This is a genomic window from Candidatus Poriferisodalis sp. (assembly GCF_965215815.1).
Classification (GTDB): domain Bacteria; phylum Actinomycetota; class Acidimicrobiia; order Acidimicrobiales; family Poriferisodalaceae; genus Poriferisodalis.
Map to the genome: position 1 here is coordinate 20,530 of NZ_CBDCEO010000012.1, position 26,531 is coordinate 47,060.

Below are 26,531 nucleotides of genomic sequence, written 5' to 3' on the forward strand. Positions count from 1 at the left end.
ATGAGCGTCCCTGGAGCGGTGGCGGACCCTGCCGGACCATCGCAGTCCATGACCGACATCGCCACAGCAGCGCCGCCGCCCGACGCCTCTGCCGGGGACTTGGTGCGGCACATGCACGCAGCGGTGCGCACCGTCGACTCGTTGGCGTCCGACGCAGGCGACCGCACGCCCCCGGCGTGCGCGGTCGCCGTCCTCGATCCCGCAGCCGGCCGCGTCGTGCGCGTCGGGGACATCCACGTCCTCGTCGACGGGTTCCCCCACCCGCCCCAGCGCGCTCTCGACGACCACCTGGGATCGCTACGCGCCCGCGTCCTGCGCAATTACCTCGACCTGGGGTGCCCCGTCGAGGCCATGCGAGCCCTCGATCCCGGCCGGCTCGGCATCGAGCCCGCCATCAAGGACGGCCACCAACTGTGGAACACGCTCGCGGACGGCTTCGGCTCCGGCCGGATCGACGGCACCCCCCAGACCAAAGGTGTCCAGCCCGGCGCCAACAGCTTCGACGACCGCCTGTACCTGCGCGTCGCCCTGGTCCCCGCCACCGCCTGAAGTTCCCGCCTCGGGGTCAGCCCCAGCTCGCAGCGAAGACGGTCCACACGCACACAGCCGCAGCGGCCGCAACGCTGCCCCACAGAGGCACGCGCCGGCGAGCCAGCCCCAGATCGGCCACCAGGACTCAGTACAGGTCCTCGGAGCGTGCGGGATCGAGCATCTCGATCGACACGCACACCACGGTGTCGTCCGGGCGCGGCCCCGCCGCGAACGCCGCTGCGCTCATGCGCCGCCCGATGTGCAAGTAGGGCGACTTCACTCCGGCCGAGTGCGCAGCCACGTCAACTGCACCGACCGCCCGGTCGTAGTCGTCCTCCCAGATCGCCACAGCCCTCGCCGAGCGCCGCATCTCGACGTCTGTGAGACGCCACCGATCCTCCTCAGGCGTGTGATCGGTGTAGTACGGGCCGGTCAGCAGCGCCCGAGCCCACACCAACTCAATCCACCCGGCGTTGTGGTGACTCGACGCCAGAACGATCCCGACGTCGAGTTCGCCATCCTCGAATACATCGACTGGTACAACCACCGACGCAGCCACAGCGCCCTGCTCGCCGGCCGCGGCAGCTACACCACACCCGCCGACCACGAAACCGCCTTCTACTGTCAAACCGTCACAGCCACCCCGGCCGTGACTCAACAACCCGAGTCTCTACGCAACCCGGGGTGATTCATCCTGGCGCCATCGTGGTTCTAAAGTGAGTTGACTCAGTTTCGTTGCTGAGCAAGACTCCCTGTCAGCGTCCTGCGTTAGTGTCGAGCCGCATTCGGGGAACCTGACAGGGGGAGCAATGAGCGACTCAGTCGAGACATGGTCTCCGATGACCGGCGACGAGTACGTCGAAAGCCTGCGCGACGGGCGCACGGTCTACTTCCACGGCGACAAGGTGCGCGACGTCACGACGCATCCGGCGTTCCGCAACAGCGTGCGCTCGATTGCCCGCCTGTACGACGCGTTGCACGATCCTGACCAGCAGGACGTGCTGATGTGCGAGACGGACACCGGTTCGGGCGGCAAGACCCACAAGTTCTTCCGGGTGCCCCACAGCGCAGACGACCTTGTGGGGGCCCGGGACGCCATTGCGGGCTGGCAGCGCCTGACTTACGGGTGGATGGGCCGCAGCCCCGACTACAAGGCCTCGTTCCTGGGCACGCTCGGAGCGTTCCCTGAGTTCTACGGCGACTACTACGACAATGCCCAGTACTGGTACAAGCGCTCCCAAGAAGAGGTGTCCTACTGGAACCACGCCATCGTTCATCCACCGGTCGACCGCCACCTTGGCGCCGACGAGGCCGGCGAGGTGTGCATGCACGTCGAGCGGGAGACTGACAACGGCCTGATCGTGTCGGGCGCCAAGGTGGTTGCTACCGGTTCGGCACTGACGCACTACAACTTCATCGCCCACTTCGGCCCGGTCCCAATCCAGAAGCCCGAGTACGCCATCGTCTGCACGACGCCGATGGACTGCGAAGGCGTGAAGCTCATCTGCCGCAACTCCTACGAGCTGCAGGCCGCAGCGACCGGCAGCGTGTTCGATTACCCGTTGTCGAGCCGGCTCGACGAGAACGACTCGATCCTGGTGTTCGACAAGGTGCTCATCCCTTGGGAGAACGTCTTCCTGTACGGCGATCTCGAGACCGCCAACAACTTCTTTCCCGCGTCAGGCTTCATTCCCCGCTTCACGTTCCACGGCCTCGCTCGGCTGTGCGTGAAGCTCGACTTCATTGCGGGTCTGCTGTCGAAGGCGCTTCGGGCTACCGGCACCCGCGACTTCCGCGGCGTGCAGGCGAATCTCGGCGAGGTGATCGCCATCCGCAACCTGATGTGGGGGCTCAGCGACGCCATGTGCAAGAGCCCCGATCCGTGGGAGAACGGCGCGGTGCAGCCCTCACTGATCTACGGCATGGCATACCGGACCTTCACGCCCTACTTCTATCCGCGGGTCAAGGAGATCATCCAGTCAGTGGTGGCCTCGGGCTTGATCTACGTGAACTCCAACGCGGCGGACTTCAAATCCGACGAGATTCGGCCGTATCTCGAGAAGTACGTGCGGGGGTCGAACGGCATCCCGGCGCTGGACCGGATGAAGATCATGAAGCTCTTGTGGGACGCCACTGCCAGCGAATTCGGCGGCCGCCACGAGTTGTACGAGCGGAACTACGCAGGAAACAGCGAACAGATCAGGTTCGAGAATCTGGCGGTGGCCGACTTTGAGGTGCCAGGTATGGGCTCCATGACCCAGATGCTCGAAGGCTTCGCCGAGCAGTGCATGTCCGAGTACGACCTCGACGGCTGGACCATGCCCGGCTTCTTCAATCCCGACGACGTGTCGATCGTCGGACGCGATCTGGGCTGAGCCGCGCTCGTTCGACCAGCCGTAACGCCAGTCACAACTCAGAGTCGAACGCGGAGTAGATTTTTTCTGCCCGCCGCGTTCGCCTGCCTGTCGAGCCTTACGAGGAGCACGTCGTGAAGTCGATCTTCTTCCACCTGATGCCGTACCCGGAGCTCCCGCCGGATTTCCCCGAGGAGCACCGATCGGTGTGGGTTGACATCGACCCCAAGCTCTACGACCCGACCGTCGGGCACCGGACCTACAACACCTATCTCGACCAGCTCGAGTTCGCGGCGACATGCGGGTTCGACGCCGTCGGCATCAACGAGCATCACTCCAACGGCTACGGGTTGATGCCGAGCCCGAACATCATCGCCGCGGCGCTGTCACGCAACTGCCCTGACACCAACATTGTGGTGCTGGGTGACTCCGTGGCGCTGTACAACCCGCCGCTGCGAGTGGCCGAGGAGATCGCGATGCTCGACGCGATCACCGGCGGGCGGATGATCGCCGGCTTCCCGGTGGGTTCGCCGATGGACACGATCTACGCATACGGCCAGAACCCGGCCACGCTGCGGGAGCGCTACCACGAGGGTGTCGACCTGATCCGCCAGGCGTGGACCGCCGACGAGGTGTTCAGCTTCAACGGGAACTACAACAAGCTGCGTTACGTCAACGTGTGGCCCCGCCCGGTGCAGAAGCCGCACCCGCCAATTTGGATTCCCGGCGGCGGTTCGGTGGACACGTGGGACTGGTGCGCCGCCGAGGACCTCGTCTACTGCTACCTGAGCTACTTCGGCTACAAGGCTGGGCTGCGGACCATGCAGGGTTTCTGGAAGAAGGTCCAGGAGATGGGCAAGGAGACCAACCCGTTCCAGGGTGGCTTCGCCCAGTTCATCGCCGTGGCCGACACCGAGGCGGAGGCGTGGGATCTGTACCGGGAGCCGGCCGAGTACTTCTTCAACACCTGCCTGCATGTGTACGCCGGATTCGCCGACCCGCCGGGCTACAAGACGCCCAACACCGTGCGAGCCGGTGTGGAGGGCATGGTCGAGCGAGCAGCACGGGAGGCCACCGCCCGCAGCGAGGCCAGGGCGGCCGATGCCGCCAAGGCGGGTGCGGCCAAGGCGTCGTATGGTTCCAAGAAGCTGACGTTCGAGGAGATGGTCTCCAAGGGCTACATCATCTTGGGCAACCCCACCCAGGTCACCGAGCAGGTGCACGAGCTGGCCACCACCATGAACATCGGCCATCTCATGGTCTTCAGCCATTTCGGCAACATGGATCCCGAGCTGGTGAAGATGAACACCGAGATGTACGCCACCAAGGTGATGCCTGAGGTTGCGGGTCTCTTTGAGGACGACTACGAGGACCACTGGTGGCCCAAGACTGACCATCAGCTGGCGCCCGTGGGGAGCCGCGCCCAGTGAGCCCTGATTTGACAGGCGTCAGTTCGCCGCTGGCGGGCCATTTCGCGCCGTCCACGCTGCGGTACCGAGACGGGCACATCGGTTTGGTCGAGCTCGGCGAGGGTCCCACGGTGGGCTACTTGCACGGGATGCTCGGCAATCCCGGAGTACATGCCGTACTGGACGAGTTGGCTGCAGCCCCGAACCGCGTGGTGGCGCCGAGCCTGCCCGGATTCACCGGTTCCAGCGAGGCCGATGGCCTGCGCAACCTGCACGACTGGGTGGTTGCCACGAGCGAGGTCGTCGATCTGGCTGGGCTGACGGGCGCCCCGCTGGTGGCTTCCAGTGTGGGCGCCATGCTGGCGCTCGAGCTAGCGGCGATACGGCCCGAGGCGTTCGGGCCGATGGTGCTCGTCGCGCCGTTCGGCTTGTGGGATGACGATGACCCGGTGGCCGATCCCTTCGGCACCACGCTGAGCGTGCAGCGGGCCATGCTGACCGAAGACGTATCAGCTTCAGCGGCGTTCTTCGACGATCCGGCCGATCTGCCGGCGGACATGGTGGTGGAGCACGGCGTGCACCGCTACCTCACACGGACGGCCGCGGCGCAGTTGATCTGGCCGCTGCCCGAGTGGGGTCTGGCGGCCCGACTGCACCGGGTGACCAACCCCGTGACGTTGGTGCACGGGGCCAAGGACCGGATCATCCCGGCCTCGTACCTGGGGCGCTGGGCCGAGGCGCTGCCGAACGTGGTGGGCACGCACTTGGTGGACGATGCCGGCCACCAGGTCGACTTCGATCAGCCCGCCGGGGTCGCCCGGATCGCTGCCGCGGCCTTCGCCTGATCCGGCTGGCTCCAGTTACGCCGACCGGTGGCTCGCGGCCGTCAGGCGGGCCGATGTCTCGCGGCCGTCAGCGGGCCGATGTCTCGCTGCCGTTAGGCGGCCCATGTCTCAGCGCTCGCTGCGCCTCGCGATCGGTCTCTCGCTTGCGGATCGCCTGGCGCTTGTCGTACATGCGACGGCCTCGAGCCAAGGCGAGTTCCAGCTTGGCTCGCCCATCGCGGAAGTAGATCTCCAGCGGGATCAGCTGCAACCGGTCCTGCTCCGTGCGGGCTCGCAAACGGTTGATCTCGGCACGCTGCATGAGCAGCTTGCGGGGGCGTTCCACTTCGTGGCCCATGGTGGGCGATGCGTGGGTCCACGGGGCAATGTGCATGCCCATCAGCCACATCTCGTCGTTGCGCACGCGGGCGTATGCGTCACCCATCTGGGCCCCGCCGGCGCGCAGCGACTTCACTTCGGTGCCGCGCAGGACCATGCCGCACTCGAAGGTGTCGAGCACCTCGTAGTTGCGTCGTGCGCGCCGGTTCGATGCCACGACGTTCCGGTCCTCCGCCATCAGCCCGAGGGTACGGCTGGCGGTCGTCGCACCAGCGCCGCCCATCCAGAGCGGTAGTAGGCGGCAGCGGTCGCGGCCCGTAGAATCCTGAGTGATCAGGTCGGGAATTGCCGTGGCGCGGTCAGATTCCCCCGACCACAGTTCGTCTACCCCAACGCCGCCGAACCGGGAGCTCCGATGGCTGTCACCGTCCGCTTGCCCACCGTCCTGCGTCCCCACGCCAACGGGCAGTCGCGGGTCGACGCCGAAGCCAGCACCGTGGCCGAGGCAGTGTCGTGGCTGGTCGGCCAGTTCCCCGGCATCGCCCCGAATCTGCTCGCCGAAGACGGCAGCCTGCACCGTTTCGTCAACCTCTACGTCAATGACGAGGACGTGCGGTACCTCTCTCAGATGGACACTGCGCTGGCCGATGGTGACGAGCTGTCAATCCTGCCAGCCGTCGCTGGCGGCTGAGCCGGCATCGCCCCGGCCCCGGCGCTGAGCTAGCTCGTGGCCGTCTATCGCTGCGTCGACGAGCTGATCGGCGGCACTCCCACGCTGGATGTCAGCGGGCTCAGCCCCAAGCCGTCAGTTGCGCTGTACGCCAAGCTCGAAGGGCAGAACCCGACCGGCTCCGTGAAGGACCGAGTGGCGCTGGCAATGCTGGACCGTGCCGAAGCTGAGGGCCAACTCCCACCCGGTTCGGTGATCATCGAGCCGTCTTCGGGCAACACGGGCATTGCGCTGGCCATGCTCGGGCGGCGCCGCGGCTACCGGGTGATGATCGTGCTGCCGGGCAACGTCACTGCTGAACGGCGCCAGATGCTCGAGATCTTCGGTGCCGAGATCATCGACAGCCCGGCCGAGCAGGGATCCAACGGCGCCGTGCGGCTCGCCCTGGAGCTGGCAGAAGCGAACCCCGACTGGACGATGCTCTACCAGTACGGAAATGAGGCGAACCCCGAGATTCACTACCGAACCACGGGTCCCGAAATCTTGGCCGACGTGCCTGGCATCACCCACTTCGTGGCGGGGCTGGGCACCAGCGGGACGCTGCTGGGCGTCGGGCGGTACCTGAAGGAGCGTGCGCCCGGAGTGCAGGTGTGGGCTGTCGAGCCTCCCGCTGGCGAGCAGGTCGAAGGGCTGCGCAGCCTCGACGACGGGTACGTGCCTCCCATCTTTGAGAACTGGGGCGGTGCCGACCTGCTCGATCGAAAGATGATCGTCCGCCCACGTGAGTCGATCGAAGCGACACGAATGCTGGCGACAGAGGGCGTCTTCTCGGGCATCTCGGGCGGAGCGGCGCTGGCCGGGGCCCGTAAGGCCGCTGCCCACATCGACGAAGGCGTCATCGTGTTCGTGGTGAGCGACCACGGCTGGAAGTACCTCTCCGTCGGTGCCTGGACTGACGACCTCGATGCAGCGGCTGCCAACGCCGAGCACGTCATCTATTTCTGATTCGCTGTTCCTGATTTCCTGCTGCTGTTCTCTTGGGTCGCCGTCGTACCGTTGACGACATGGGCGAGATGGGTTCCCGTCGCAGAGCCGCGGCGCTCGTTGTCACGCTGGCGCTGTCGGCCGGTGCGTGCACGAGCCCGCCGATCCTGGTTGCCCCCACCTCGCCGCCCACGACTGCGCTGTCGCTCGACATCACCCAGACGACGTTGCTGCCGGAACAACCGTCATCGGAGCGGCCGGCTGCAGTACTGGTGACGGTTCCGTCCGATGCCGACGGTGCCGCTGCGACACCCGGCGACGCGCCGGCACAGACAACGGCATCCGAACGGCTGGGGGCCGCGGCAGTTCCGAACCCTGAAGGGGTGGTCCTGGCCGGGGACGGCCTCGGTCTGGTGAGCTTCGGTGCCGGCGTGCAGGCTGCCCTCGGTGCCCTGACCACTTCGCTCGGCCAGCCGCTGACCGACACCGGATGGATCGATACGTTCTCGATCTACGGAGACTGTCCCGGCAGCCGTCTGCGAGTCGTGGAATGGCCGGGCGTGCTGGCCCTGTTCGGGAATCCCGAAGACCGGTACCAGCATCGCGATGCCGCCGAAGAGCACTTCATGACGTGGCGGCTGGGATCGTTCGGACCCGACCCGTACCTCCTGCGCACCGCCGAAGGGATCGGCATCGGCGCGACGCGTAGCGAGGTGGCCGAGGCATACCCCGCTGCCACGTTCCGCCCCGCGACCGTCAGCGAACCGGCCTCAGTTGTGCTCGCAACCAGCGGCGGCAGGCTCACCGGCATTTTGGACGGCACCGGAATCCTCCGGTCGCTCGAAGCGGGCACGCGCTGTCAGACGGGCTGAAGTTCGCTGACTCCGGCGCAATGTGAGCCGCGTCGCCTTCCTGCGTAGTATCGGCCTCCGTGAGCGAGCTCTCGGTGACGGTCTTGGGTTGTTCAGGCAGCTATGCCGCCGCTGGCGAGTCCTGCAGCGGCTACCTCGTGCGCAGCGACACAACGACGCTGTGGGTGGACTGCGGCCCTGGCACGTTCGCAAACCTGCAGCAGCACGTGGCGCTCGAGGCCGTGGATGCACTGCTGGTGAGCCATCACCACCCGGATCACTGCGCCGAGCTGCCGGTTGTCTACAACGCCGCGAAGTACTACATGGGCATTGAGCGCATTCGCGTCCTTGCTACCAGCGGCGTTCGGGAGGTCACCGAGGCCTACGGCGACAGCTCGGACCTCTTCGGCTGGGAGATGGTGAAGGACTCGTCGAAAGCGCGTGTCGGCGACATCGACGTGCTGTTCTCCCGCACCGATCATCCGGTCGAGACGCTTGCAATGCGTTTCGAGTCCGACGGCAAGTCCATCGTGTACACCTCCGACACCGGCCGGGGTTGGGCGCTCGCTGCGCTCAGCCGCGACGCCGGGCGGCCCGCACCGGACCTGGTTGTGGGGGAGGGAACGCTGCTCCAAGCGACTGACAGCCCCGACATCCCCCACGTCAGTGCTGCGTGGTTGGCGGCCGATGCCAACGACGTGGGTGCACGAAAACTCGTCGTGACCCATGTGCCGCCTGGCTCGGATCCGCAGGACCATCTCACGGAGGCTGGCGAAGTGTTCTACGGCGATGTGTCGGTTGCCCGCACCGGCGCGACCTTCTGGGCGTGATGGCCGGACCCCCGCTGTGGAGCGCACCGACGGCCGGACCCCCGCGGTGACGCGCGCTGATGGTCGGACGCCTGACGAGCTGCGCCCAGTCACTTTCGAACGCGATTTCACCGATCAGACACCCGGCTCGGTGCTGGTGTCGTTCGGCCGCACCAGGGTGCTGTGCACCGTGTCCATTGACGACGGCGTGCCGCGCTGGATGCGCGGCCGAGGAACGGGCTGGGTCACCGCCGAATACGCGATGCTGCCGGGCTCCAGCGGTGAACGCGTCGGCCGTGAAGCCAAGCGCGGCAAGCAGAAAGGCCGCACGCTCGAGATCGAGCGTTTGATCGGCCGGGCACTGCGGGCGGTGTGCGACATGGCAGCGCTCGGAGAGCGTGAGGTCACCGTTGACTGCGACGTCCTGCAGGCCGACGGCGGTACGCGCACTGCGTCGATCTGCGGTGGGTACGTGGCCCTGCACGATGCCTGCACCCGCCTGGTCCTCAGTGGGGCAATCAGCCAACACCCGCTCACCGACGAATGCGCTGCCATCTCGGTGGGCATCGTGGACGGCGAAGCCCGCCTGGACCTCCCCTACGAGGAGGACTCCCGAGCCGAGGTGGACATGAACGTGGTGATGACCGGTGGGGGCCGCTTTGTCGAAGTGCAAGGCACCGCCGAGGGAGACCCGTTCGACGATGCTCAGCTCGGGGCGATGATGGCACTGGCCCGTTCGGGCATCAGCGAGATTGTCAACTTGCAGCGAGCCGCCTTGGCCACGCCGCCATCTTGAGGCCAAACAACTCCGTACACATGCGCTGAGAGGGCCCCGACGGCATGAGGCTCGTAATGGCATCGGCCAACCCGCATAAAGCGATCGAGATCGCCGACGTGCTGCGTGAGGCATTGCCCGAAGCGGAGATCGTGCCACGGCCCGGCGACCTCGGCGAAGTGGCCGAAGACGGCGAGACCCTGGCAGAGAATGCGCTCATCAAGGCCCGGTTCGTGCACGCAGCCACCGGCGAGCCGGCCATCGCAGATGACACCGGTCTTGAGGTCGACGCGCTCGGCGGCGCGCCCGGCGTGCACAGCGCCCGCTATGCGGGACCCGAGGCGGACCCGGTCGCCAACCTGGCCAAGCTCATGGCGGCACTGGTTGATGTGCCCCCGCCGCGGCGCACTGCCCGCTTTCGTACCGTGGTCGCTGTCGTATTCGGCGACGGGCGCGAGGTGTTGGCCGACGGTCTCGTAGACGGGACCATCGTGATGGAACCGCGCGGCGACCATGGCTTCGGCTACGACCCCGTCTTCGGTCCCGACGAGGCAGCTCCGCTGACGTTCGCAGAGATGACTTCCGATGCGAAGAATCGGATCAGCCATCGGGGCCGGGCGCTGCGTGCACTGGCCAGCCAGCTCTGACAGCTTCGGTGGCAGCCGGTTGCGGTCACCCTGCTGGGCAAGATGGCCTCGTCGGTAACCTGCGCCGCATGACCGACCTTCCATCCGCCCAGCACCCGAGCCCCGCTTCGGAGCGTGGGTTCGAGCAGCGTGCATTCGAGTCAGGCGGGGTGTCCGGCTGGACCCAGATCTCGAACCGGCTGCTGGATGACCGCATCGTGTTCCTGGGCGACGAGGTCGACGACCATCTGGCCAACGTCGTATGTGCACAGATGCTGTACCTGGAGGGTCAGGATCGCGGTCGGGACATCTCGTTGTACGTCAACAGCCCCGGCGGTTCTGTCACTGCTGGCATGGCCATCTACGACACGATGCAGTTCGTTGCGTGCGACGTGGCCACGGTCTGTCTGGGGCTTGGAGCCTCGATGGGTCAGTTCCTGCTGACCGCCGGCGCGCCTGGCAAGCGCTACTGCCTGCCGCACGCCCGGGTGATGATGCACCAGCCATCTGGCGGCGTTCGGGGCCAGGCGTCTGACATCGCCATCCAGGCAGAGCAGATGGCCTACATCAAGCGGTTGATGGCCGAGCGAGTCGCCCACCACAGCGGCCAGGATGTCGATCAGGTCCTGATCGACTCCGAGCGGGATCGTTGGTTCACTGCAGAGGAAGCCCAGGCTTACGGCTTGTGCGATCACGTGATCGTCAAGCGCGGCGAGATGACCTAAGCCCTCATCGCGGCCGGTTTAGCCGGGCGCAGCAATGCTCGTGCGTCCGGTCTAGCCGGGCGCAGCAATGCAATGGCGGGTGACGTAGTCGACGACTCGCTGCGCAGCAGCGTCCTGGGTCTCGAGGAACGGATCCTGAGCCGCTATCAGCGCAGCGGCGCGGTCAAAGGTCTCCCGTGAGGCTGTGTCGGCGACAGCATCTCGAAGTGCGGCGGTCAGGTCGGCCAGCAACTGCACGTCCGGGCGAATCTCCGCTGGTGCGGCTTCTGCGGCGTCGGCGAATTGGCGGGCGGTGCGGTCCATCGCGTCGCGGGCGCTTGCGTCGTCATTCGGGTTGACCGTCAGGCTCAGCTCGTCGACCACCAGCAGGTGCGCAAACTCCTCGCAGAACTCTTCGACGGAGGGTTCCCCGCTGTCGCGCAACAGCGTCACGCGCACGGCAAGAACGATCACCACGGCGGCGGCAACAACGAGGAGCCAGCGCCGGCGAGCTGCCACGGCCATCACGCTCGGGATGCAGCCTCGGCACGGCAACGCAGGTCCGCGACGCCGTACGCGAGCCCCTCGGCGTAGCGGTACAGCGAACTGCCCGACACGAGGACGTTGGCACCTGCCGCCGCTGCGCCGCTGATGGTGTCTGCCGATATGCCGCCGTCGACCTCGATGTCGATGCCCGAACCCGATGCGCCCGTTGAACCACGCTGATCGATGAGCTGGCGCAGCGCGGCGATCTTGGGCTCCATTGTCGAGATGTACGCCTGACCGCCGAAACCGGGGTTGACGGTCATCACGAGCACCATGTCGACGAGGTCGAGCACATGGGCCACGGCCTCGATCGGCGTCGATGGATTGATCGCCACCGCGGGCCTGGCGCCCAGCTCGGCCACCTGGCTCAACGTTCGGTGCAGGTGGGTGACCGACTCGGCGTGGATGATCAGCATTTCGCAGCCGGCATCTACGTAGGCACCGAGCATCGGGTCGGGGTCGACGACCATGAGGTGAGCTTCGAAGAGCACGTCTGCATGGGGACGGCAGGCCGCGATGACGTCAGGGCCGAACGTGAGATTCGGCACGAACACGCCGTCCATGACGTCCCACTGAATCCGGTCGACGCCGGCCTCGGCCAGCGCAGTGCACTCGTCCCCGAGGCGCGCGAAGTCAGCAGGCAGGACCGACGGGACGATCTCGATGGGCCGCGGTGTCGACGTAGAGCTCACGTTCACTCGGCCAGTGTTGCCGACGCGAACCCGTCAGGCGCGGCAGTTATCGGGGGAGACGCCCCCAACGGCGGCGACTTAGTTCAGTCGCTCCACGATCATGGCCATGCCCTGACCGCCGCCGACGCACATCGACTCGAGCCCGAAGGTCTCGTCGCGGTCGGCGAGACCGTTCAGCAGCGTGGTCATGATGCGGGCGCCGGTCATGCCGAACGGGTGACCCAAGGCAATGGCACCGCCGTGGAGGTTGAGCTGATCGACCATGTCGATGCCCAACTCGTCGGCCGAAGGAATCACCTGGGCGGCGAATGCCTCGTTGATCTCGACCATGTCGATGTCACTCATCGTCATGCCCGCACGCTCCAGTGCCTTCTTGCAGGCCTCGATGGGGCCGAGGCCCATGATCTCGGGGTTCAGCGCCGAGACCGCGGAGGAAATGATGCGTGCCAGCGGCGTGATGCCCAACTCCTCGGCACGCTTGCGGCTCATCACCAGAACCGCTGCGGCTCCGTCATTGAGTGGGCAGGCATTGGCGGCGGTGACGCGACCGTCGGGCCGGAACACCGGCTTGAGCTGCGCCACGGCGTCGTAGGTCACGCCCGCACGCGGTCCGTCGTCGGCGCTGACGATCGTGCCGTCGGGCAGCTCGAGCGGTGTGATGTCCATCTCGAAGAAGCCGCGAGTGATGGCCGCCTCGGCCTTGTTCTGGCTCATCACGCCGTACTCGTCCATGGCCTGGCGGCTGACGTTGCGGTGCTCCGCGACGTTCTCGGCGGTCTGGCCCATCGCGATGTACAAGTCGGGCAGGACTCCTTCTGCTGGCGTCCAGTCGCCATGGCCGCCCTCAGAGCGAACCTTGGTCCGCTCGCCGGGGGCCTGGAACTGCGAGTTCGTCGTGCCCGGCAGGCTGTCGGAGTTGCCCTTGGTGTAACGGCTCACGCACTCGACGCCTGCGGAGATGAATGCATCGCCTTCGCCGGCACGGATGGCGTGTGCGGCCATGCGGATGGTCTGCAGCGACGACGAGCAATAGCGGTTGACTGTCGTGCCGGGTACGTTCTCAAGTCCGGCAAGAATTGCCGAGGCCCGAGCGATGTTGAAGCCGGCCTCGCCGCCCGGCTGTCCGCAGCCCAGCATCAGGTCTTCGATCTCGTCGCGAGGGAGATCGGGCACCTTGTCGAGCAGCTTGGTGACGATCTGTGCGGTCATGTCGTCGGGCCGCATCTCGGTCAGCGAGCCCTTGAATGCTCGGCCGATCGGACTGCGTGCGGTAGCGACAATGACCGGATCGGTCGCGGCATCTGTGCTCATGAGGTGTCCCTTCTCTGGCGCGCCCCACCCTCGGCTGGGCCGGTCACGCTGCGTGTGCGAGCCCAGAGGCTACGTCATTGCTAGGCACTTCGTCCGAGTACACCGGCGAGCGCGAACAACCTCGCAAGCGAGAAACCGTGTGTTGTGGCGAGGGTCAGGCGTTCTGCAGGGCTCGCCAGACGTTCTGGGGGCTGCAGGGCATGTCGATGTGGTCGATGCCCAGGTGGGCGACCGCATCGCACACGGCGTTGTGCACCGCAGGCGTCGAGCCGATGGTGCCCGACTCGCCGATCCCCTTGGCACCCAGCGGGTTGCGGGGGCTGGCCGTCTCGGTGTTGGACACTTCGAAGCTGGGCAGCTCCGCCGCCGACGGGATCAGGTAGTCCAGCATGCTGGCATTCAGCGGGTTCGCGTCGTCGTCGTATTCCACGTGCTCGAACAGCGCTTGCGCGATTCCCTGCGCGATGCCGCCGTGCTGCTGGCCATTGACGATGAGCGGGTTCATGATGGTGCCGCAGTCGTCGACGGCGATATGGCGAAGCAGCTCGACCTCGCCGGTGTCGCTGTCGATCTCGACCACGGAGACGTGGGAGCCGAATGGGAACGTGGCATCGGTCCCGTCGAAGTTCTCCTCGGCCATCAGGCCCGCCTCGATGCCCGAAGGACGGGCGCTGTCGTCGCTGGCCAGCTTGGCGATGTCGGCCCAGCTCACCGAGCTGGTCGGCACGCCGGTTACCGCCAGGCCGCCTTCGGCAATCACGATGTCGTCGGCGGAAGCCTCGAGCAGGTGAGCAGCAAGCTGCTTGCCCCTCTCCAGCACGGCCTGACTCGACAGGTACACCGCCGAGCCAGCGGTCTGCAGCGACCGCGAGCCCAGCGTGCCAGCACCCGAAGGCACCTCAGCGGTATCGGCGTCGATGTGGGTGACATCGTCCATGGAAATGCCCAGCACGCCCTCGACAATCTGGGCGAAAGTCGTGGCGTGGCCCTGGCCGTGGCTGGACGTCCCGACACGGATCGTCGCTGTCCCGTCCTCGTGCACTTCGGTGCTGCCGTACTCCACGTGCAGACCCACCGGAGCGGTGATCTCCACATACGACGAGACGCCGATGCCCAACAGCTTCGAGTCGCCGGCCTCGCGGCGCGCCCGCTGCTGGGCACGAAGGTCCGCATAGCCCGATGCTTCGAGCACCGCATCCAGCGACCGCTCGTATTCGCCCGAGTCGTAGACGACCCCAGTCTGCAACGTCGCAGGGAAGGCGTCGGGCTGGAGGAAGTTCTTGCGACGCATCTCCGCCGGGTCCATGCCGATCGCAGCGGCCGCCTTGTCCAGGATGCGCTCGACCATCTGGGTGGCCTCTGGCCGTCCCGCACCCCGGTACGCGCCGATCGGGGTGGTGTTGGTGATGACGGTGTATGCCTTGAAGTGAATCATCGGCATGTCGTACACGGCCTGGGAGAGCATGCCGGTGAGCAGCGGCAGGATCGCCCCGATGACCGGGTACGCCCCTGCGTCGGCAACCACATTTGCCCGCAGGCCCACGATGCTGCCGTCGTTGCGCACGCCCATCTCGGTGTTCATGACCATGGCGCGGCCCTGCACCATCGAAAGCATGTTCTCGGTGCGGCTCTCGGTCCAGCGGACTGGTCGGCCGAGGGCCTGAGCTGCCTTGCCGGCCACGATGTATTCGACGTAGCAGGCCGCCTTGGGACCGAAGCCGCCACCAACCCACGGCGCAATGACCCTCAGTTGATCGGCTTCGAGACCCAGCGCCGGCGCAAGCGCATCGCGCATCGAGTGGGCCGCCTGCGTGGACAGGTACAGGGTCATCGAGTCGCCGTCGCCGGGCACGGCGACGCAGCCGTTCGGCTCCATGGGCACGCCGGCGAGGCGTTGGGTCACGATGCGCTCGGACACCACCACGTCGGCGCCTTCGAACGGGTCACCCGCATCCTGCACTTCGGCATCGGGTGCGATGTGGGCGAAGCAGACGTTGGAGTCCTGGCCTTCCCACACGACCGGCGAGTCCGGCGACAGCGCAGCCTCGATGTCGGACACGATCGGCAGCGAGCTGTACTCGACGCTCACCATCTCGGCCGCATCGTTGGCTTCGCTCTGGGACTCCGCTACCACCGCAGCCACAAGGTCGCCGACGTAACGCACTCTGTCCGCTGCCAGCGGCGGCCGGTTGTACGCAGGGTCGATCATCGGGAAGCCCTGGAAGGCGTCCATGGGCATGTTGTCGGCGGTGTACACCGCCAGCACACCCGGCATCGACTCCGCGTCAGAGGTGTCGACCGAGGTGACTACGGCATGTGCCTCGGGCGAGCGCACGAACGCGACCTTCGCCGCATCAATGTCGAGATCGTCGACGTAATGATTCGCCCCGGTCAGCAGCCCGGGATCCTCCCGGCGCTGTACAGGATTCCCCAGGATCGAGCCCGATGCGGCCATCGCTTGCCCCCTTGTGTCCGACGCCCCGTGAGCGGCGACAGATTGCGGTCAGAACTGTGTACCCAGCCGCGCGCGGCCCGGCATCAGCCGCGACAGTAGCCCAACGTTGAACCGGCACTGTGCGCCGGAGGGGGCGCCGCGACCGGGCCGGTTCAGGTGCCCGACGGTGCGGTGCTGGCCCTGTCGAGCGATGTCATCCAACTCGCCACGGTGTGCGCCGCGAAGCCCGGGTTCTCGCACATCCACCAGTGGCCTACGTCGAGCAGCTCGGTGACCCGCGCGCCCGCGCGCTTGGCGACTCGGCGATGCATGACACCGCCACCGGTGAAGTGGTCGCCAGCCGCCAAGATGCAGAGCCCGGGTCGCTGGCCAGCGGCGGCAATGTTGAAGCCGAGGCCGGACATGGCCGGCTGCGAGGCATCGCGGTAGAGCGCCAGGATGCATCGCCCCATGTCGGCGTTGATGTGCGGCACGACTGCTGCCGCCACATCGGGGCCCATGCCTAAACCGGCGTAGAAGGCGACGCTCTCGTCGTCGGGGCGGCCGGTCGTGCGCGCGATCGAGGCCTCCCCGCGAGGCGACTGCCATACCTGCGCAGCGCCGTGCCACTCGTAGTCGGGATCGAACAGTCCGATGACATCGGTGCACCATGAGCGGATCAGGTCCGGGCGCTCCATGGCGATGCGCATGACGTGCCCGCCGCCCCAGTCGTGGCCCAGCAGGTCGATCGGCCCTGCGCCGCCCGCCTGCAGCTGTTCCAGTTCGGTGACGAGCCAATCCCGGTATTCGTTCATGGTGGCGCCGAAGCTGTCGGGTGCCGGCACACCGAATCCCGGGGGCGAGAGAGCTACAACATTGTCGGGGCCGACGCCGTGGCGCGCGAGAGCGACCCGCATGCGGTCCCAGATGGCGGTCGTCTCGGGATTGCCGTGGACCAGCACGAGCGTCATGGTGAGCGTCTCCGTGTTCGAAGTGTGATGTCGGACCGTCGGGTCCAGACGGCGGGATTGGGTGTGGGGCTCAGGCGGTCGGTACAGGAATGCGGCCGCTTGCACGCAGTTGCGTGGTGGCATCGATGTCGATGGATCGGCCGTCGTCGCCAATGACGACGCCGTAGTCGCGACGCGCACCCTCGATGCTGACGACGTCGTCCATCACGTCTCGCAGCACAGCGGCGGGCTCCCGTTCGAGTGCGTGACCCCAGCCGCCCCCGCCCGGTGTGTCGGCGATCATGCGTGCCGGACCAAGACGCTGGACCCCGTACTTGGGCGGCACAAACGTCGGTCCGTCGGCGTCAGTGTCGACGGGGACGATCCACTCCAGACCGACGCCGCCGGTGCCGCCGCCGCGAACGCCGTGACCAGACGGCGTGTCGAGGCCTTCGGCCCTGTACGACCAGATGGCCGGTCTGAGAATGTCGGCCTCGTAGCGCACGCCTGTTCCGCCGCGCTTCTGGCCTGGGCCGGCGTTGTCGCAGCGCTGTTCGTGGCGGATGTAGCGCACGGGATACATCTGCTCGTGGAACTCCAGATTCGGCAGGTCGAGGCCGCCGAGCGTGATGAGATGGCCCATCTGGGGGAAGCCGTCGCGCTCGGCGGTCGCTCCTGGTGTTGCCATCGCATGCCACTGGTACATCACCCAGGTGGTGCCGTCATCGCGGCGCCCAGTGACGTGACCGTGCATCGTCTTGGACCACGCCGCACAGGCCCGATCGGGATCGGCCTGCGCGAGCGCCTGCCACACCGCGATCACGATCTCGTGGGCGACGAACACGGTGTTCATCGTCATCGGAGCAGGCGGCAGTGCGTTCACGATGCTGCCTTCGGGAGCGATGATTCCCACGGACCGGTAGGTGCCCTCGTTGCGCGGGATGGACGTGTCGAAGAACGACGACACGGCCAAGTACACCGACGAGTAGGTGTTGGCCACCGAGCTGTTCTTGAAACCCTCGATCTGGGGATCGGTGCCGGTGAAATCCAGCGTCATCTGGTCGCCCGCGACGGTGAGATGCACCCGGACGGCGATGTCGGCGGGGCCGAAGCAGTCGTTGTCGGTGCGGTCCTCGCCGTAGTAGGTGCCGTCGGGCAGCGCAGCGATGGCGGTGCGCATTCGTCGTTCACCGTGCGTGAGGACACCGTCGAGGTAGGCCAGGTAGGGCTCGACGCCCAGTTCGGCCACGAGGCCGAGCACCCGCTCCGCCCCGATGCGGGTCGATCCCAGCATTGCCAGCAAGTCGCCGTCGAGCAGCTCGGGCGTCCGGCAGTTGATGAGCAGCAGCTCCCAGAGGTCGTCGCGGACCTTGCCGGATTCGATCAGCTTCATGACCGGCAGCCGGATGCCTTCCTGCCAGATCTCGGTCGCTTCAGGGTTGTAGGTGCCTGCAAGCCCGCCGCCGATGTCGGACTGGTGCGCGCGATTGCAGCAGAAGCCGACGAGTGTCGGGTCGCCGGCATCGGCGCCAGCCTCGTCGTGGGCGACGAAGACCGGCCTCGCGATGACCCAGTCGGGCAGGTGGTTGCCGCCGGCGACGTAGGGATCCGACAGCAGGAAGACATCCTCGGGGTTGATGCGGCCCTCGAAGCGCTTCAGCAGAGCACGCACGGCGAAGCCGCCGCCCCCGGTGTGAATCGGGATGCCGTCGGCGTTGGCGACAAGCGTTCCGTCGGGTGTCGTCACGTAACACGAGAAGTCGTGGCTCTGGCTGAAGATGGTGCTGCGCGCCGTGCGCGTCATGACCCAGCCCATGTGCTTGCTGATCTGATCGAGCCGGTTCTGCATGACCGCAAGCACGATTGGGTCCAGTTCGGCCGCCGCCGCTGCGTTGGCTTGGCTTCGGCTTCGGCCCGACTGGACGCTGCGAGACACCGACGCGTCTCCCGGTTCCGACTCGTTCGCGTCCTCGTCGGCGGGGGCAAGGTCGATGAAGAGATCTCCGTTGGCGTCCACCCACAACCGGTCCCCGGGACGAGCGACGACTGTTGTGGTGAGTTCCTCGACGAGCGCCGGACCGTCGATCATGTGACCGCGCTGGAGCAGGTCGCCGTCGAAGACGGGCGTGTCGCACCAGCCGAACGGCCCATGCCATACCGAACGCGTCTCGATGGGCTGTGGCTCGCCGGTCGCTGCGGGGGTCTCGGTTGTTGCGACGTCGCCGGTGGAGGCGCGTGCCACAAGGCGAAGCGAGGCCACCATGATCGTGCCGTCGGGCTGGACGTGGCCGTACAGGCGCTGGTACTCGGCTTCGAAGGCTGCGCGGACTGCGGCAGCGTCGACTGTGGACCCGCTTCCCCTCGGCCCGGGCTGATCGTGAGCTGGAACGCGAATGGACCAGAGCTGGCCGGGGTGGTGCAGCTCCAGCTCGCAGTCGAGCGTCACCTGGCCGGCAGCGAAGCCCTCGCCGCTCATCACCCCGAGCGCTTGAGCGCGCAGGGCCTCGAATCCAGCGTCGATCTCGGCGAGGTCGATCTCATCGAGCGAACCCATCAGGAATCGCGTGAAGTCCTGGCGCACGTCGGAGTGCAGCATCCCGATGGCGCACAGCGCACCCGCATCGCGTGGCACATAGACGCGATCGCAGCCAAGACCCGCGGCGACCGAGGCGCCGTGCATCGGTCCGGCGCCTCCCGCAGCCACCATCGTGAAGCGCCGTGGCGAGTGTCCCCGCTCGATCGAGATGTGCTCGGTAGCGCTGAGCAGGTGCTGCTCGACGACTTCGACGATGCCCGCCGCTGCCTCGGTGATGGTCATGCCGAGCGGTTCGGCCACGTGGGTGCGGATTGCTTCGCGTGCCGCGTCGATGTCGAGATCCAATGTGCCGCCCGCGGATTTGCCCGGACGAAGGCGGCCGAGGACCAACTGTGCGTCGGTGACGGTCGGCAGTGTGCCGCCGTGGCCATAGCAGGCGGGACCGGGTTCGGCGCCAGCGCCCTGGGGGCCTACGTACAGCAGGCCGGCCTCGTCGACGCCCGCGATCGTCCCGCCCCCTGCGCCGATCGTGTGGATGTCGATGGCAGGGGTGGAGACGTGATAGCCCGCGATCATGATGTCGTCGCGGGTGTCCACCTCGCCGCCCGACATGAGCAGCACATCGCATGAGGTTCCCCCGATCTCCATCGAGATGAGGTTCCCGGGCAGGGCGGAACTGTGCGCAGTTCTGCCATTGGAGACCACACTCTGTGCATTTTTGCCGCCTGAGGCGGCATTTTTGCCGTGAGAAACAGTGGACGCATCTGCATTGCTGACCAACGCGGCGTCCACGGCGTCGCGGTAGAGGTTCAGCGCGCCGACGGCGGCTGCGGGGCCGCTGAGCAGCAGGTTCACTGGCCGCCCCGACACCTGATCGACCGACGCAGCACCGCCGTTCGACTGCACCAGCAGGATCGCGTGACGCAACCCAGCCGCCGCGAGCTCATCGTTCAGCGAACGCAGGTACGACACGATCTTGGGTGACAGCGTGGCGTTCACGACGGCGGTGGAGGTGCGCTCGTACTCGCCCATGAGCGGCGAGACCGCAGCCGAGGTCGTCACCCACTTGCCGTCCCACTGCTCACGCACGGCTTCGGCAGCGGAGCGCTCGTGTGAGTCGTTCACGAACGAGTTCATGAATGCGATGGCGACCGCCTCGACGTCGTGGCTGGCGAAGTGCTCAAGCACCGGGTCGAGCCCGCTCAGGTCCACCGGTTGGTGCTCGGTGCCGTCGGAGTCGATGCGCCCGGGAACCGTGGCGCGCAGGTACCGGGGCACCAGCACAGGCGCGTACGGGGCGCGGTGGTTCCACTGGTCCTCGCGCATCCCGCGGCGGATCTCCAGCGTGTCGCGAAATCCCTCAGTTCCGATCAGCCCCACGACGGCGCCCGTGCCCTCGAGCATGGTGTTGGTGGCGACGGTGGAGCCGTGGACGAACAGCGAGCAGCCGGTGAGAACATCGCCCAGCGGCATGCCGAGATCCACGGCGACGCGGGCGAGCGCCGCGTGCACTCCCCGGCTGGGATCGGCAGGCACTGAAGGCACCTTCGCCACCCACGTTGCGCCTCGCGCATCGGCTAGGACCAGGTCGGTGAAAGTGCCGCCGACGTCCACGCCGATCCGCCATGGCGCGGCGGGTCGCCTCCGCGCGCCCTGCGTGCCGCTGGGGTTGACGTCAGCTGCGGGCGTCGTCATCTGCTCAGTCTCGCATCCAAGGCTCCGCAATGACGCCAAAAGACCGTCGGCGGCAGGCGAAGCCGGGTTTCTTCGGGGGTCCGATGCCAGACTTGCCCGATGTTTGAACAGGCTCAGTGCCGATGACCGTCCGGGCAACGGGGGCCGGGCCGTGGTCCACGGATCACTCCGCCGCGCTGTATCGCCGGGCGCAGCAGTCGATCACCGACGGCACCTCGCGGGCGACGCTGCTGCGCAAGGGCCATCCCATCTATGTCGATCATGGCGAGGGCGCTTGGGTTACTGACGTCGACGGCAACCGCTACTTGGACTGCAACAACAACTTCGCATCGATCATCGTCGGGCACGCCGACCCGGCGATTACAGCTGCGGTCGGGGCCCGGATGGCCCGGGGCACAGCATTCTCGCTGCCCAACGACGCCGAGATTGAGCTGGCGGAGCTGCTGTGCGGCCGGGTGGAGAATTTCGACCTGATCCGCTTTTGCAATTCAGGGACCGAGGCCGTCATGGGTGCGCTCAAGGCCGCTCGCGCTTACACCGGACGGCCGAATGTCATCAAGGTCGAAGGCGCATATCACGGCACCTACGACCACGCAGAAGCCAGCCAGTCGCCGGATCCCACCAACTGGGGCGACGCTGCGGCACCCGCCACCGTGCGTTACTCCGTTGGTACGCCCGCGTCGGTCGAAGACGAAGTCGGCATCATCTCGTTCAACGACGCCGAGGGTGCCCGCGCAGCAATCCGACGCGGCGGCGATCGGCTGGCTGGTGTGCTGCTCGATGTCATGCCGAACCGTGTGGGGATGCCCGCCATCGAACCGGAGTTCATTCGGGCGATTCGCGAGACCACCCGGGAGGTGGGAGCGCTGTTCGTGCTCGACGAGGTGATCTCGTTCCGGCTGGGCTACGGCGGGGCACAGACCAAGCTCGACATCGACCCCGACATCACGTCGCTGGCCAAGATCATCGGCGGAGGATTCCCCGTGGGTGCTATCGCGGGCCGCGAAGGCCCCATGTCGATGTTCACTCGCGTGTCGGGCGACCGGGCCAAGGTTCCATCAAGCGGCACCTTTGCTGCGAATCCCATCACGATGACCGCCGGCCACGCTGCGATGGTCCAGCTCGACCGAGAGGCGTTCGCGCGGCTGGACACGATCGGCGAGACGGTCCGGTCAGGTTTGCGGTCGATCTTCGACACAGCGGGGCTCGACTGGCAGGTCACCGGTGCCGGCAGCCTGTTCCGGGTGCATCCGCACAACCGCACCATCCGCAACTACCGCGACTCGCACCTGTCGAGCGACGAGGCGACCGAGATCACCCAGTTCGGCCTTCGCATGCAGGCCCACGGTGTCTATTTCATTGCCGAGAGCCTGGGCTGTTTGAGCCTGGCCACGAGCGACGACGACGTCGAACACTTCCTCGTGGCCGCAGAAGCATCTCTGCCGAGCCCATAATTCTCCGTACATGCCGACCGACCACATGACTGAGGACGCAGACATCGGGGTCTTCGCCGGGTACGACCTCGACCCCACCGAGTCGATGTCGCTCCACGCCGATGCCTACACCGATGCCCGCTGGCACGACCTCGAGCAGAGAGAGGTGTTCGCCCGCAACTGGCAATGGGTAGGTCACGTCGAGTCACTGCGAGAACCCGGCAACTACACCGCACTGGACGTCGCGGGCATGCCAATCGCCGTAGTGCGCGGCGATGACGGTGTGCTCCGGGCCTTCTACAACGTCTGCCAGCACCGGGCTCATGCCCTGCTGACGGGCACGGGCCACGCCGGCAGCATCGTGTGCCCGTACCACGGCTGGGCCTACGACCTGTCGGGCAGTCTGCACCGGGCACGCCACACCGACGACATCGCAGGCTTCGATCCGTCCACGATCTGCCTGACAGAAGTGCAAGTCGAGGAGTTCGGCGGCTTTGTGTACGTCAATCTCGACCCATCAGCCGCACCGCTGGCCACCCAGGCCGAAGGACTCGGCAACGAGATCGCTCACTGGGCACCAGACGTGGAAAGCCTCACCCACGTCCGCCGCTTCGGTTACGACATCGCCTCCAACTGGAAGAACGTGGTCGACAACTTCCTGGAGTGCTACCACTGCCACATCGCTCACCCGGACTTCGTGACCCTGGTCGAGATGGACACCTACCGCGTCGATACCCACGGCATCTACTCCAGCCACATGGCCCGAGCCGGCCACTCGGCCAATGCCGCCTACGACGTCGATGGCTCGAGCGTGAAAGACCTTGCGGTCTGGTGGCTGTGGCCCAACACCTGCCTGATGCGCTACCCAGGCCGTGGCAACTTCAGCGTCCTGCACATCGTGCCTGCCGGACCCGGGCGCACGCTCGAAACCATCGACTTCTACTTCGAGACGGCGGAGCTGACCCCCGCCGACATCGAGTCGATGCGCTACATCGACGAGGTGCTGCAGCCCGAGGATGTCGGGCTCGTCGAGAGCGTGCAGCGAGGCATGAGCACGCCGGCATTCACCCAGGGCCGCCTCGTGTGCGACCCAGGCGGCTCGGGCCTGTCCGAGCACGGGCTGCACCATTTCCATGGGCTCGTGCTGGATGCCTACCGCCGAGCCGGCACCGTCTAGCGCTCGCGGGCGAGCCCGAACGCCACGGCGTTGTGGCGCTGGTACCGCTGTCGCCGTCACGTCTTGCTGGCGGCCATCCCTCGTACGGTGCCGATGAGTTCTGAAACGATGTCGTCATTGAATTCGTCGTGGCTATAGCCATGGACGATCGCATTCCTGCAGCGCTGAAAATCGGTCAATTGCCGATGCTCCGCACGTGAGATGGCACCGAGCTTCGTTGCCAGGTCCAACACAAACCCTGCGTGAGTGATGCCGTCATCGGACACTCCCTGGTCTGCTATCAGCATGCGGACTACTGCCTCACAAGCAGACCAGGCGATAAGAAACGCAGGCTCGGGGTGACCGGATTCGACGAGTGCCTCCGCCTCCGCGATTCGCCCCATGACACCGCCGGAATCGATTGGGCGAGCATCCGCTGGCGAATCCAACTTCTCTGGCTCTGCCACGAGCACCAAGTCAAGACTCCAGCCAGGCTTGGCCTCAACCGCACGTGCCAACTCGTGGATTCGCAGGTCGCCCTTGAGTGACGAACGCCGCCGTACTTCAACGACTCGCACCTGATCGTCCTTGCGTGCGACCAAGTCGGCTCGATAGCCGGGAAGAATGTCGACAATTGACTCAAGCGATACGTCGTAGCCCTTATCCCGGTATTCGTCGGCCGTCTTGAGTACGAGCACACGCTCAGGGAAGTCACGATCTTCGTACTTCACAGAGCGACTCCCGTGGGGTCCGAGTGAGTCACAGAGACATACACGAACTCCAGTGTGTCTTCGAGAAATGGAAGCAACCGAGACGGAGCACTCGACACACGCAAGGTTTCATGCAAGTTTCGTCGACGACATACGAGATCGCACACTTGCTTGTCGTCCGCATAGACGAGACCCTTGAGAGCATCAAGTATCGGCTTGGGAACGTTGTCCACGTCGAGCGCATGCCTTAGGTCGGGAGATGCGTCGTAGCAGAAGTAGTCGATCGTGACGGTGACAGGGTCGATCACTGGCCTCTGGCTCCGCCAATGTTGAGACGCCGCTTCCTGCACGTCACTTCTCCATGTGCGTCGGCGGCTGGCTTTGTTTGCCTGTTGGGAGACTGGAGGGCCGTCGACGACGAAGTTGAATGGGATCGTCATTGCCGTTCACCATAGTGAGCCTCGAGTCCCCCTCACACTGGATTTCCGCAGGTCAGGTCCCAAGCAAGTTGCGCTGGTCGAAAGCGTTCAGCGAGGCATGCGCACCCCGGCGTTCACCCAGGGCCGCCTCATGTGCGACCCAGGAGGCTCGGGCCTGTCCGAGCACGGGCTGCACCACTTCCATGGGCTCGTGCTGGATGCCTACCGCCGAGCTGGCGCCGCCTAGCTCTCACAAGCGAACGGGCCGCTCAGGCGGAGCGGCATGTGGATCGTCCGCTGTGTGATCGGGCCTGCGACACTGAGCCGATGGCGGAACGAATCGGATCCCAGGTCGGCGGCCAGCGCTCAGAGGCACAGTCCGCTGCGCTGTATGCCCGCGCACGGCAGTGGATTCCCGACGGCGTGTCCCGGGCGACGCTGCTGCGGCGACCGAACCCGATCTATGTCGATCACGGCGAGGGCGCCTGGGTGACCGATGTCGATGGCAATCGCTACTTGGACTGCAACAACAACTTCACCTCGCTCATCATGGGACACGCCGATCCCGCGATTGCCCAGGCGGTGAGTGCGCAGATGGAGCGTGGCTCAGCGTTTGCGTTGGCGTGCGACATCGAGATCGAGCTGGCCTCGCTGCTGTGCGCTCGGGTCGAGAGTTTCGAGCTCATCAGGTTCTGCAACTCGGGGACCGAGGCCGTGATGGGTGCGCTGAAAGCGGCCCGAGCGTTCACCGGTCGGCCCAACGTCATCAAGGTGGAAGGCGCTTACCACGGCACCTACGACCACGCAGAAGCCAGCTTGGCGTCCGATCCCACCAATTGGGGCGACGCCGCGGCGCCCGCCACAGTGCCCTTCGCATCTGGCACGCCGGACTCCGTCATCGAAGAGGTCGGCATCATCCATTTCAACGACGCCGCGGGTGCTCGGGCGGCCATTGAGCGCCAGGGCGACCGTCTGGCGGCTGTGCTGCTCGATGTGATGCCGAGCCAGGTCGGTTTGCCGGTCATCGAGCCGGAGTTCATAGCGGCGGTTCGCGAGGCAACCCGCGAGGTAGGCGCATTGCTGGTGCTCGATGAGGTGATCTCGTTCCGGCTGGGCTACAGCGGAGCCCAGACGCTGCTCGGCATCGACCCTGACATCACCGCAGTGGCCAAGATCATCGGCGGCGGCTTCCCCGTCGGCGGTGTTGCGGGGCGCGAAGGGCCGATGTCGACGTTTGCACGGGTCGGCGGCGCCCGGGCAAAGGTGCCGTCCGGGGGTACGTTCACGGCGAACCCCATCACCATGGCGGCCGGATACGCCACCATGAAGCAACTCGATCACGCCGCTTTCGCCCGCTTGGATGACATGGGCGAAGCGGTGCGCAACGGTCTGCGTTCAGCAATCTCCAAGACCGGCGTGGACTGGCAGGTCACCGGCCGCGGGAGCCTGTTCAAGGTTCATCCCCATACCCGACATATCCGCAACTACCGGGACGCGCACCTCAGCAGCGACGAAGCTGCGGAGCTTGAACAATTCGAACACGCCATGCAGGCGGGCGGTGTGTACTTGTCGGGCGGTGGCTTCGGCTGTCTCAGCCTGGCCACCACCGACGACGACATCGCTCATCTCCTGGCAGCCGCCACGGCCGCGCTGCCGAGCTGAATCCCGGCCCGCGGTCGATGTTCGAACGTGCACGCCTCGGTTGGCAACTCATCAGAGCGTCAGGGCATCTATGCAGGCGGGCTTCTTTGTAGCAGCCTGGATAGGCTACAT

24 protein-coding genes and 1 pseudogene are annotated in these 26,531 nt (G+C 66.4%); 15 read left to right on the forward strand and 10 right to left on the reverse strand.

Annotated features, from left to right (window positions below; all coding sequences use genetic code 11):
• Positions 1-48 precede the first annotated feature (48 nt).
• Positions 49-549 carry a hypothetical protein gene (locus ACOOHB_RS02130; RefSeq protein ID WP_420443178.1) on the forward strand — a complete coding sequence of 167 codons (501 nt, stop codon included), beginning with the start codon at positions 49-51 and terminating at the stop codon, positions 547-549.
• A 127-nt stretch (positions 550-676) separates the two neighbouring features.
• Here ACOOHB_RS02130 and ACOOHB_RS02135 read toward each other — a convergent pair whose 3' ends face one another.
• Positions 677-1,159: a hypothetical protein gene (locus ACOOHB_RS02135; protein ID WP_420443179.1), complete on the reverse strand. Its 483-nt coding sequence runs from the start codon at positions 1,157-1,159 to the stop codon at positions 677-679.
• Between the two features lie 181 nt (positions 1,160-1,340).
• Here ACOOHB_RS02135 and ACOOHB_RS02140 point away from each other — a divergent pair, with 181 nt between their 5' ends.
• The 3 genes from ACOOHB_RS02140 to ACOOHB_RS02150 all read left to right on the forward strand — a co-directional run bounded on the left by ACOOHB_RS02140 (position 1,341) and on the right by ACOOHB_RS02150 (position 5,139).
• Positions 1,341-2,906, forward strand: coding sequence for a 4-hydroxyphenylacetate 3-hydroxylase N-terminal domain-containing protein (locus ACOOHB_RS02140; protein ID WP_420443180.1), 1,566 nt, complete (start codon positions 1,341-1,343; stop codon positions 2,904-2,906).
• A 113-nt stretch (positions 2,907-3,019) separates the two neighbouring features.
• Positions 3,020-4,315, forward strand: a complete 1,296-nt coding sequence (locus tag ACOOHB_RS02145) for an LLM class flavin-dependent oxidoreductase (RefSeq protein WP_420443181.1) — start codon at positions 3,020-3,022, stop codon at positions 4,313-4,315.
• Complete coding sequence (locus ACOOHB_RS02150; protein ID WP_420443182.1) at positions 4,312-5,139, forward strand: alpha/beta fold hydrolase; 828 nt, start codon at positions 4,312-4,314, stop codon at positions 5,137-5,139. The genes ACOOHB_RS02145 and ACOOHB_RS02150 overlap by 4 nt, the downstream gene beginning before the upstream one ends.
• A gap of 67 nt (positions 5,140-5,206) precedes the next feature.
• On the opposite strand, the gene smpB is transcribed toward ACOOHB_RS02150, so the two are convergent.
• Positions 5,207-5,695, reverse strand: coding sequence for an SsrA-binding protein SmpB (smpB, locus tag ACOOHB_RS02155; protein WP_420443183.1), 489 nt, complete (start codon positions 5,693-5,695; stop codon positions 5,207-5,209).
• A 177-nt stretch (positions 5,696-5,872) separates the two neighbouring features.
• Here smpB and ACOOHB_RS02160 point away from each other — a divergent pair, with 177 nt between their 5' ends.
• The 7 genes from ACOOHB_RS02160 (at position 5,873) to ACOOHB_RS02190 (ending at position 10,897) form a co-directional block, all read left to right on the forward strand.
• Positions 5,873-6,148, forward strand: a complete 276-nt coding sequence (locus ACOOHB_RS02160) for a MoaD/ThiS family protein (protein WP_420443184.1) — start codon at positions 5,873-5,875, stop codon at positions 6,146-6,148.
• 36 nt (positions 6,149-6,184) lie between these two features.
• Entirely contained in the window at positions 6,185-7,132 is a 948-nt protein-coding gene (locus ACOOHB_RS02165) for a PLP-dependent cysteine synthase family protein (RefSeq protein ID WP_420443185.1), read from the forward strand.
• A 59-nt stretch (positions 7,133-7,191) separates the two neighbouring features.
• Positions 7,192-7,983: a hypothetical protein gene (locus ACOOHB_RS02170; protein ID WP_420443186.1), complete on the forward strand. Its 792-nt coding sequence runs from the start codon at positions 7,192-7,194 to the stop codon at positions 7,981-7,983.
• Positions 7,984-8,042: 59 nt separating this feature from the next.
• Complete coding sequence (locus tag ACOOHB_RS02175; RefSeq protein ID WP_420443187.1) at positions 8,043-8,792, forward strand: MBL fold metallo-hydrolase; 750 nt, start codon at positions 8,043-8,045, stop codon at positions 8,790-8,792.
• Positions 8,793-8,808: 16 nt separating this feature from the next.
• Complete coding sequence (gene rph / locus ACOOHB_RS02180; protein ID WP_420443188.1) at positions 8,809-9,567, forward strand: ribonuclease PH; 759 nt, start codon at positions 8,809-8,811, stop codon at positions 9,565-9,567.
• Between the two features lie 56 nt (positions 9,568-9,623).
• Positions 9,624-10,193: an RdgB/HAM1 family non-canonical purine NTP pyrophosphatase gene (gene rdgB, locus ACOOHB_RS02185; RefSeq protein ID WP_420443189.1), complete on the forward strand. Its 570-nt coding sequence runs from the start codon at positions 9,624-9,626 to the stop codon at positions 10,191-10,193.
• A gap of 68 nt (positions 10,194-10,261) precedes the next feature.
• The gene (locus tag ACOOHB_RS02190; RefSeq protein ID WP_420443190.1) at positions 10,262-10,897 is read left to right on the forward strand and encodes an ATP-dependent Clp protease proteolytic subunit; all 636 of its coding nucleotides are present in this window, start codon (positions 10,262-10,264) and stop codon (positions 10,895-10,897) included.
• Between the two features lie 51 nt (positions 10,898-10,948).
• Here the strand turns inward: ACOOHB_RS02190 and ACOOHB_RS02195 are convergent, their stop codons facing one another.
• From ACOOHB_RS02195 to ACOOHB_RS02220, 6 genes are all read right to left on the reverse strand, one after another.
• A complete protein-coding gene (locus ACOOHB_RS02195; RefSeq protein WP_420443191.1) occupies positions 10,949-11,395 on the reverse strand; it encodes a hypothetical protein in 447 nt (148 codons plus the stop codon).
• A gap of 5 nt (positions 11,396-11,400) precedes the next feature.
• Positions 11,401-12,120 carry a ribulose-phosphate 3-epimerase gene (gene rpe / locus ACOOHB_RS02200; RefSeq protein ID WP_420443192.1) on the reverse strand — a complete coding sequence of 240 codons (720 nt, stop codon included), beginning with the start codon at positions 12,118-12,120 and terminating at the stop codon, positions 11,401-11,403.
• 72 nt (positions 12,121-12,192) lie between these two features.
• Positions 12,193-13,425 carry an acetyl-CoA C-acetyltransferase gene (locus ACOOHB_RS02205; protein ID WP_420443193.1) on the reverse strand — a complete coding sequence of 411 codons (1,233 nt, stop codon included), beginning with the start codon at positions 13,423-13,425 and terminating at the stop codon, positions 12,193-12,195.
• A 154-nt stretch (positions 13,426-13,579) separates the two neighbouring features.
• Complete coding sequence (locus ACOOHB_RS02210) at positions 13,580-15,880, reverse strand: xanthine dehydrogenase family protein molybdopterin-binding subunit (RefSeq protein ID WP_420443194.1); 2,301 nt, start codon at positions 15,878-15,880, stop codon at positions 13,580-13,582.
• Positions 15,881-16,032: 152 nt separating this feature from the next.
• Positions 16,033-16,830 (reverse strand): alpha/beta fold hydrolase, encoded by a 798-nt coding sequence (locus ACOOHB_RS02215; protein ID WP_420443195.1) that lies wholly within the window; start codon positions 16,828-16,830, stop codon positions 16,033-16,035.
• A 70-nt stretch (positions 16,831-16,900) separates the two neighbouring features.
• Complete coding sequence (locus ACOOHB_RS02220) at positions 16,901-21,040, reverse strand: hydantoinase B/oxoprolinase family protein (protein WP_420443196.1); 4,140 nt, start codon at positions 21,038-21,040, stop codon at positions 16,901-16,903.
• 122 nt (positions 21,041-21,162) lie between these two features.
• Here ACOOHB_RS02220 and ACOOHB_RS02225 point away from each other — a divergent pair, with 122 nt between their 5' ends.
• Positions 21,163-22,494, forward strand: a complete 1,332-nt coding sequence (locus tag ACOOHB_RS02225; RefSeq protein WP_420443197.1) for an aspartate aminotransferase family protein — start codon at positions 21,163-21,165, stop codon at positions 22,492-22,494.
• A 10-nt stretch (positions 22,495-22,504) separates the two neighbouring features.
• Positions 22,505-23,650 carry an aromatic ring-hydroxylating oxygenase subunit alpha gene (locus ACOOHB_RS02230; RefSeq protein ID WP_420443198.1) on the forward strand — a complete coding sequence of 382 codons (1,146 nt, stop codon included), beginning with the start codon at positions 22,505-22,507 and terminating at the stop codon, positions 23,648-23,650.
• A 56-nt stretch (positions 23,651-23,706) separates the two neighbouring features.
• On the opposite strand, the gene ACOOHB_RS02235 is transcribed toward ACOOHB_RS02230, so the two are convergent.
• Together ACOOHB_RS02235 and ACOOHB_RS02240 are read right to left on the reverse strand one after the other, a co-directional pair.
• On the reverse strand, positions 23,707-24,360 hold the full coding sequence (locus ACOOHB_RS02235; RefSeq protein WP_420443199.1) for a hypothetical protein: 654 nt from the start codon (positions 24,358-24,360) through the stop codon (positions 23,707-23,709).
• A complete protein-coding gene (locus tag ACOOHB_RS02240) occupies positions 24,357-24,779 on the reverse strand; it encodes a RusA family crossover junction endodeoxyribonuclease (RefSeq protein ID WP_420443200.1) in 423 nt (140 codons plus the stop codon). Before ACOOHB_RS02240 ends, ACOOHB_RS02235 begins: the two co-directional genes overlap by 4 nt.
• Positions 24,780-24,840: 61 nt before the next feature.
• Between ACOOHB_RS02240 and ACOOHB_RS02245 the strand changes: the two are divergent.
• Positions 24,841-25,005, forward strand: a pseudogene (locus ACOOHB_RS02245) (aromatic ring-hydroxylating dioxygenase subunit alpha); the annotation flags it as partial.
• Between the two features lie 80 nt (positions 25,006-25,085).
• Positions 25,086-26,420 carry an aspartate aminotransferase family protein gene (locus tag ACOOHB_RS02250; protein ID WP_420443201.1) on the forward strand — a complete coding sequence of 445 codons (1,335 nt, stop codon included), beginning with the start codon at positions 25,086-25,088 and terminating at the stop codon, positions 26,418-26,420.
• The last annotated feature ends 111 nt before the right edge of the window (positions 26,421-26,531 follow it).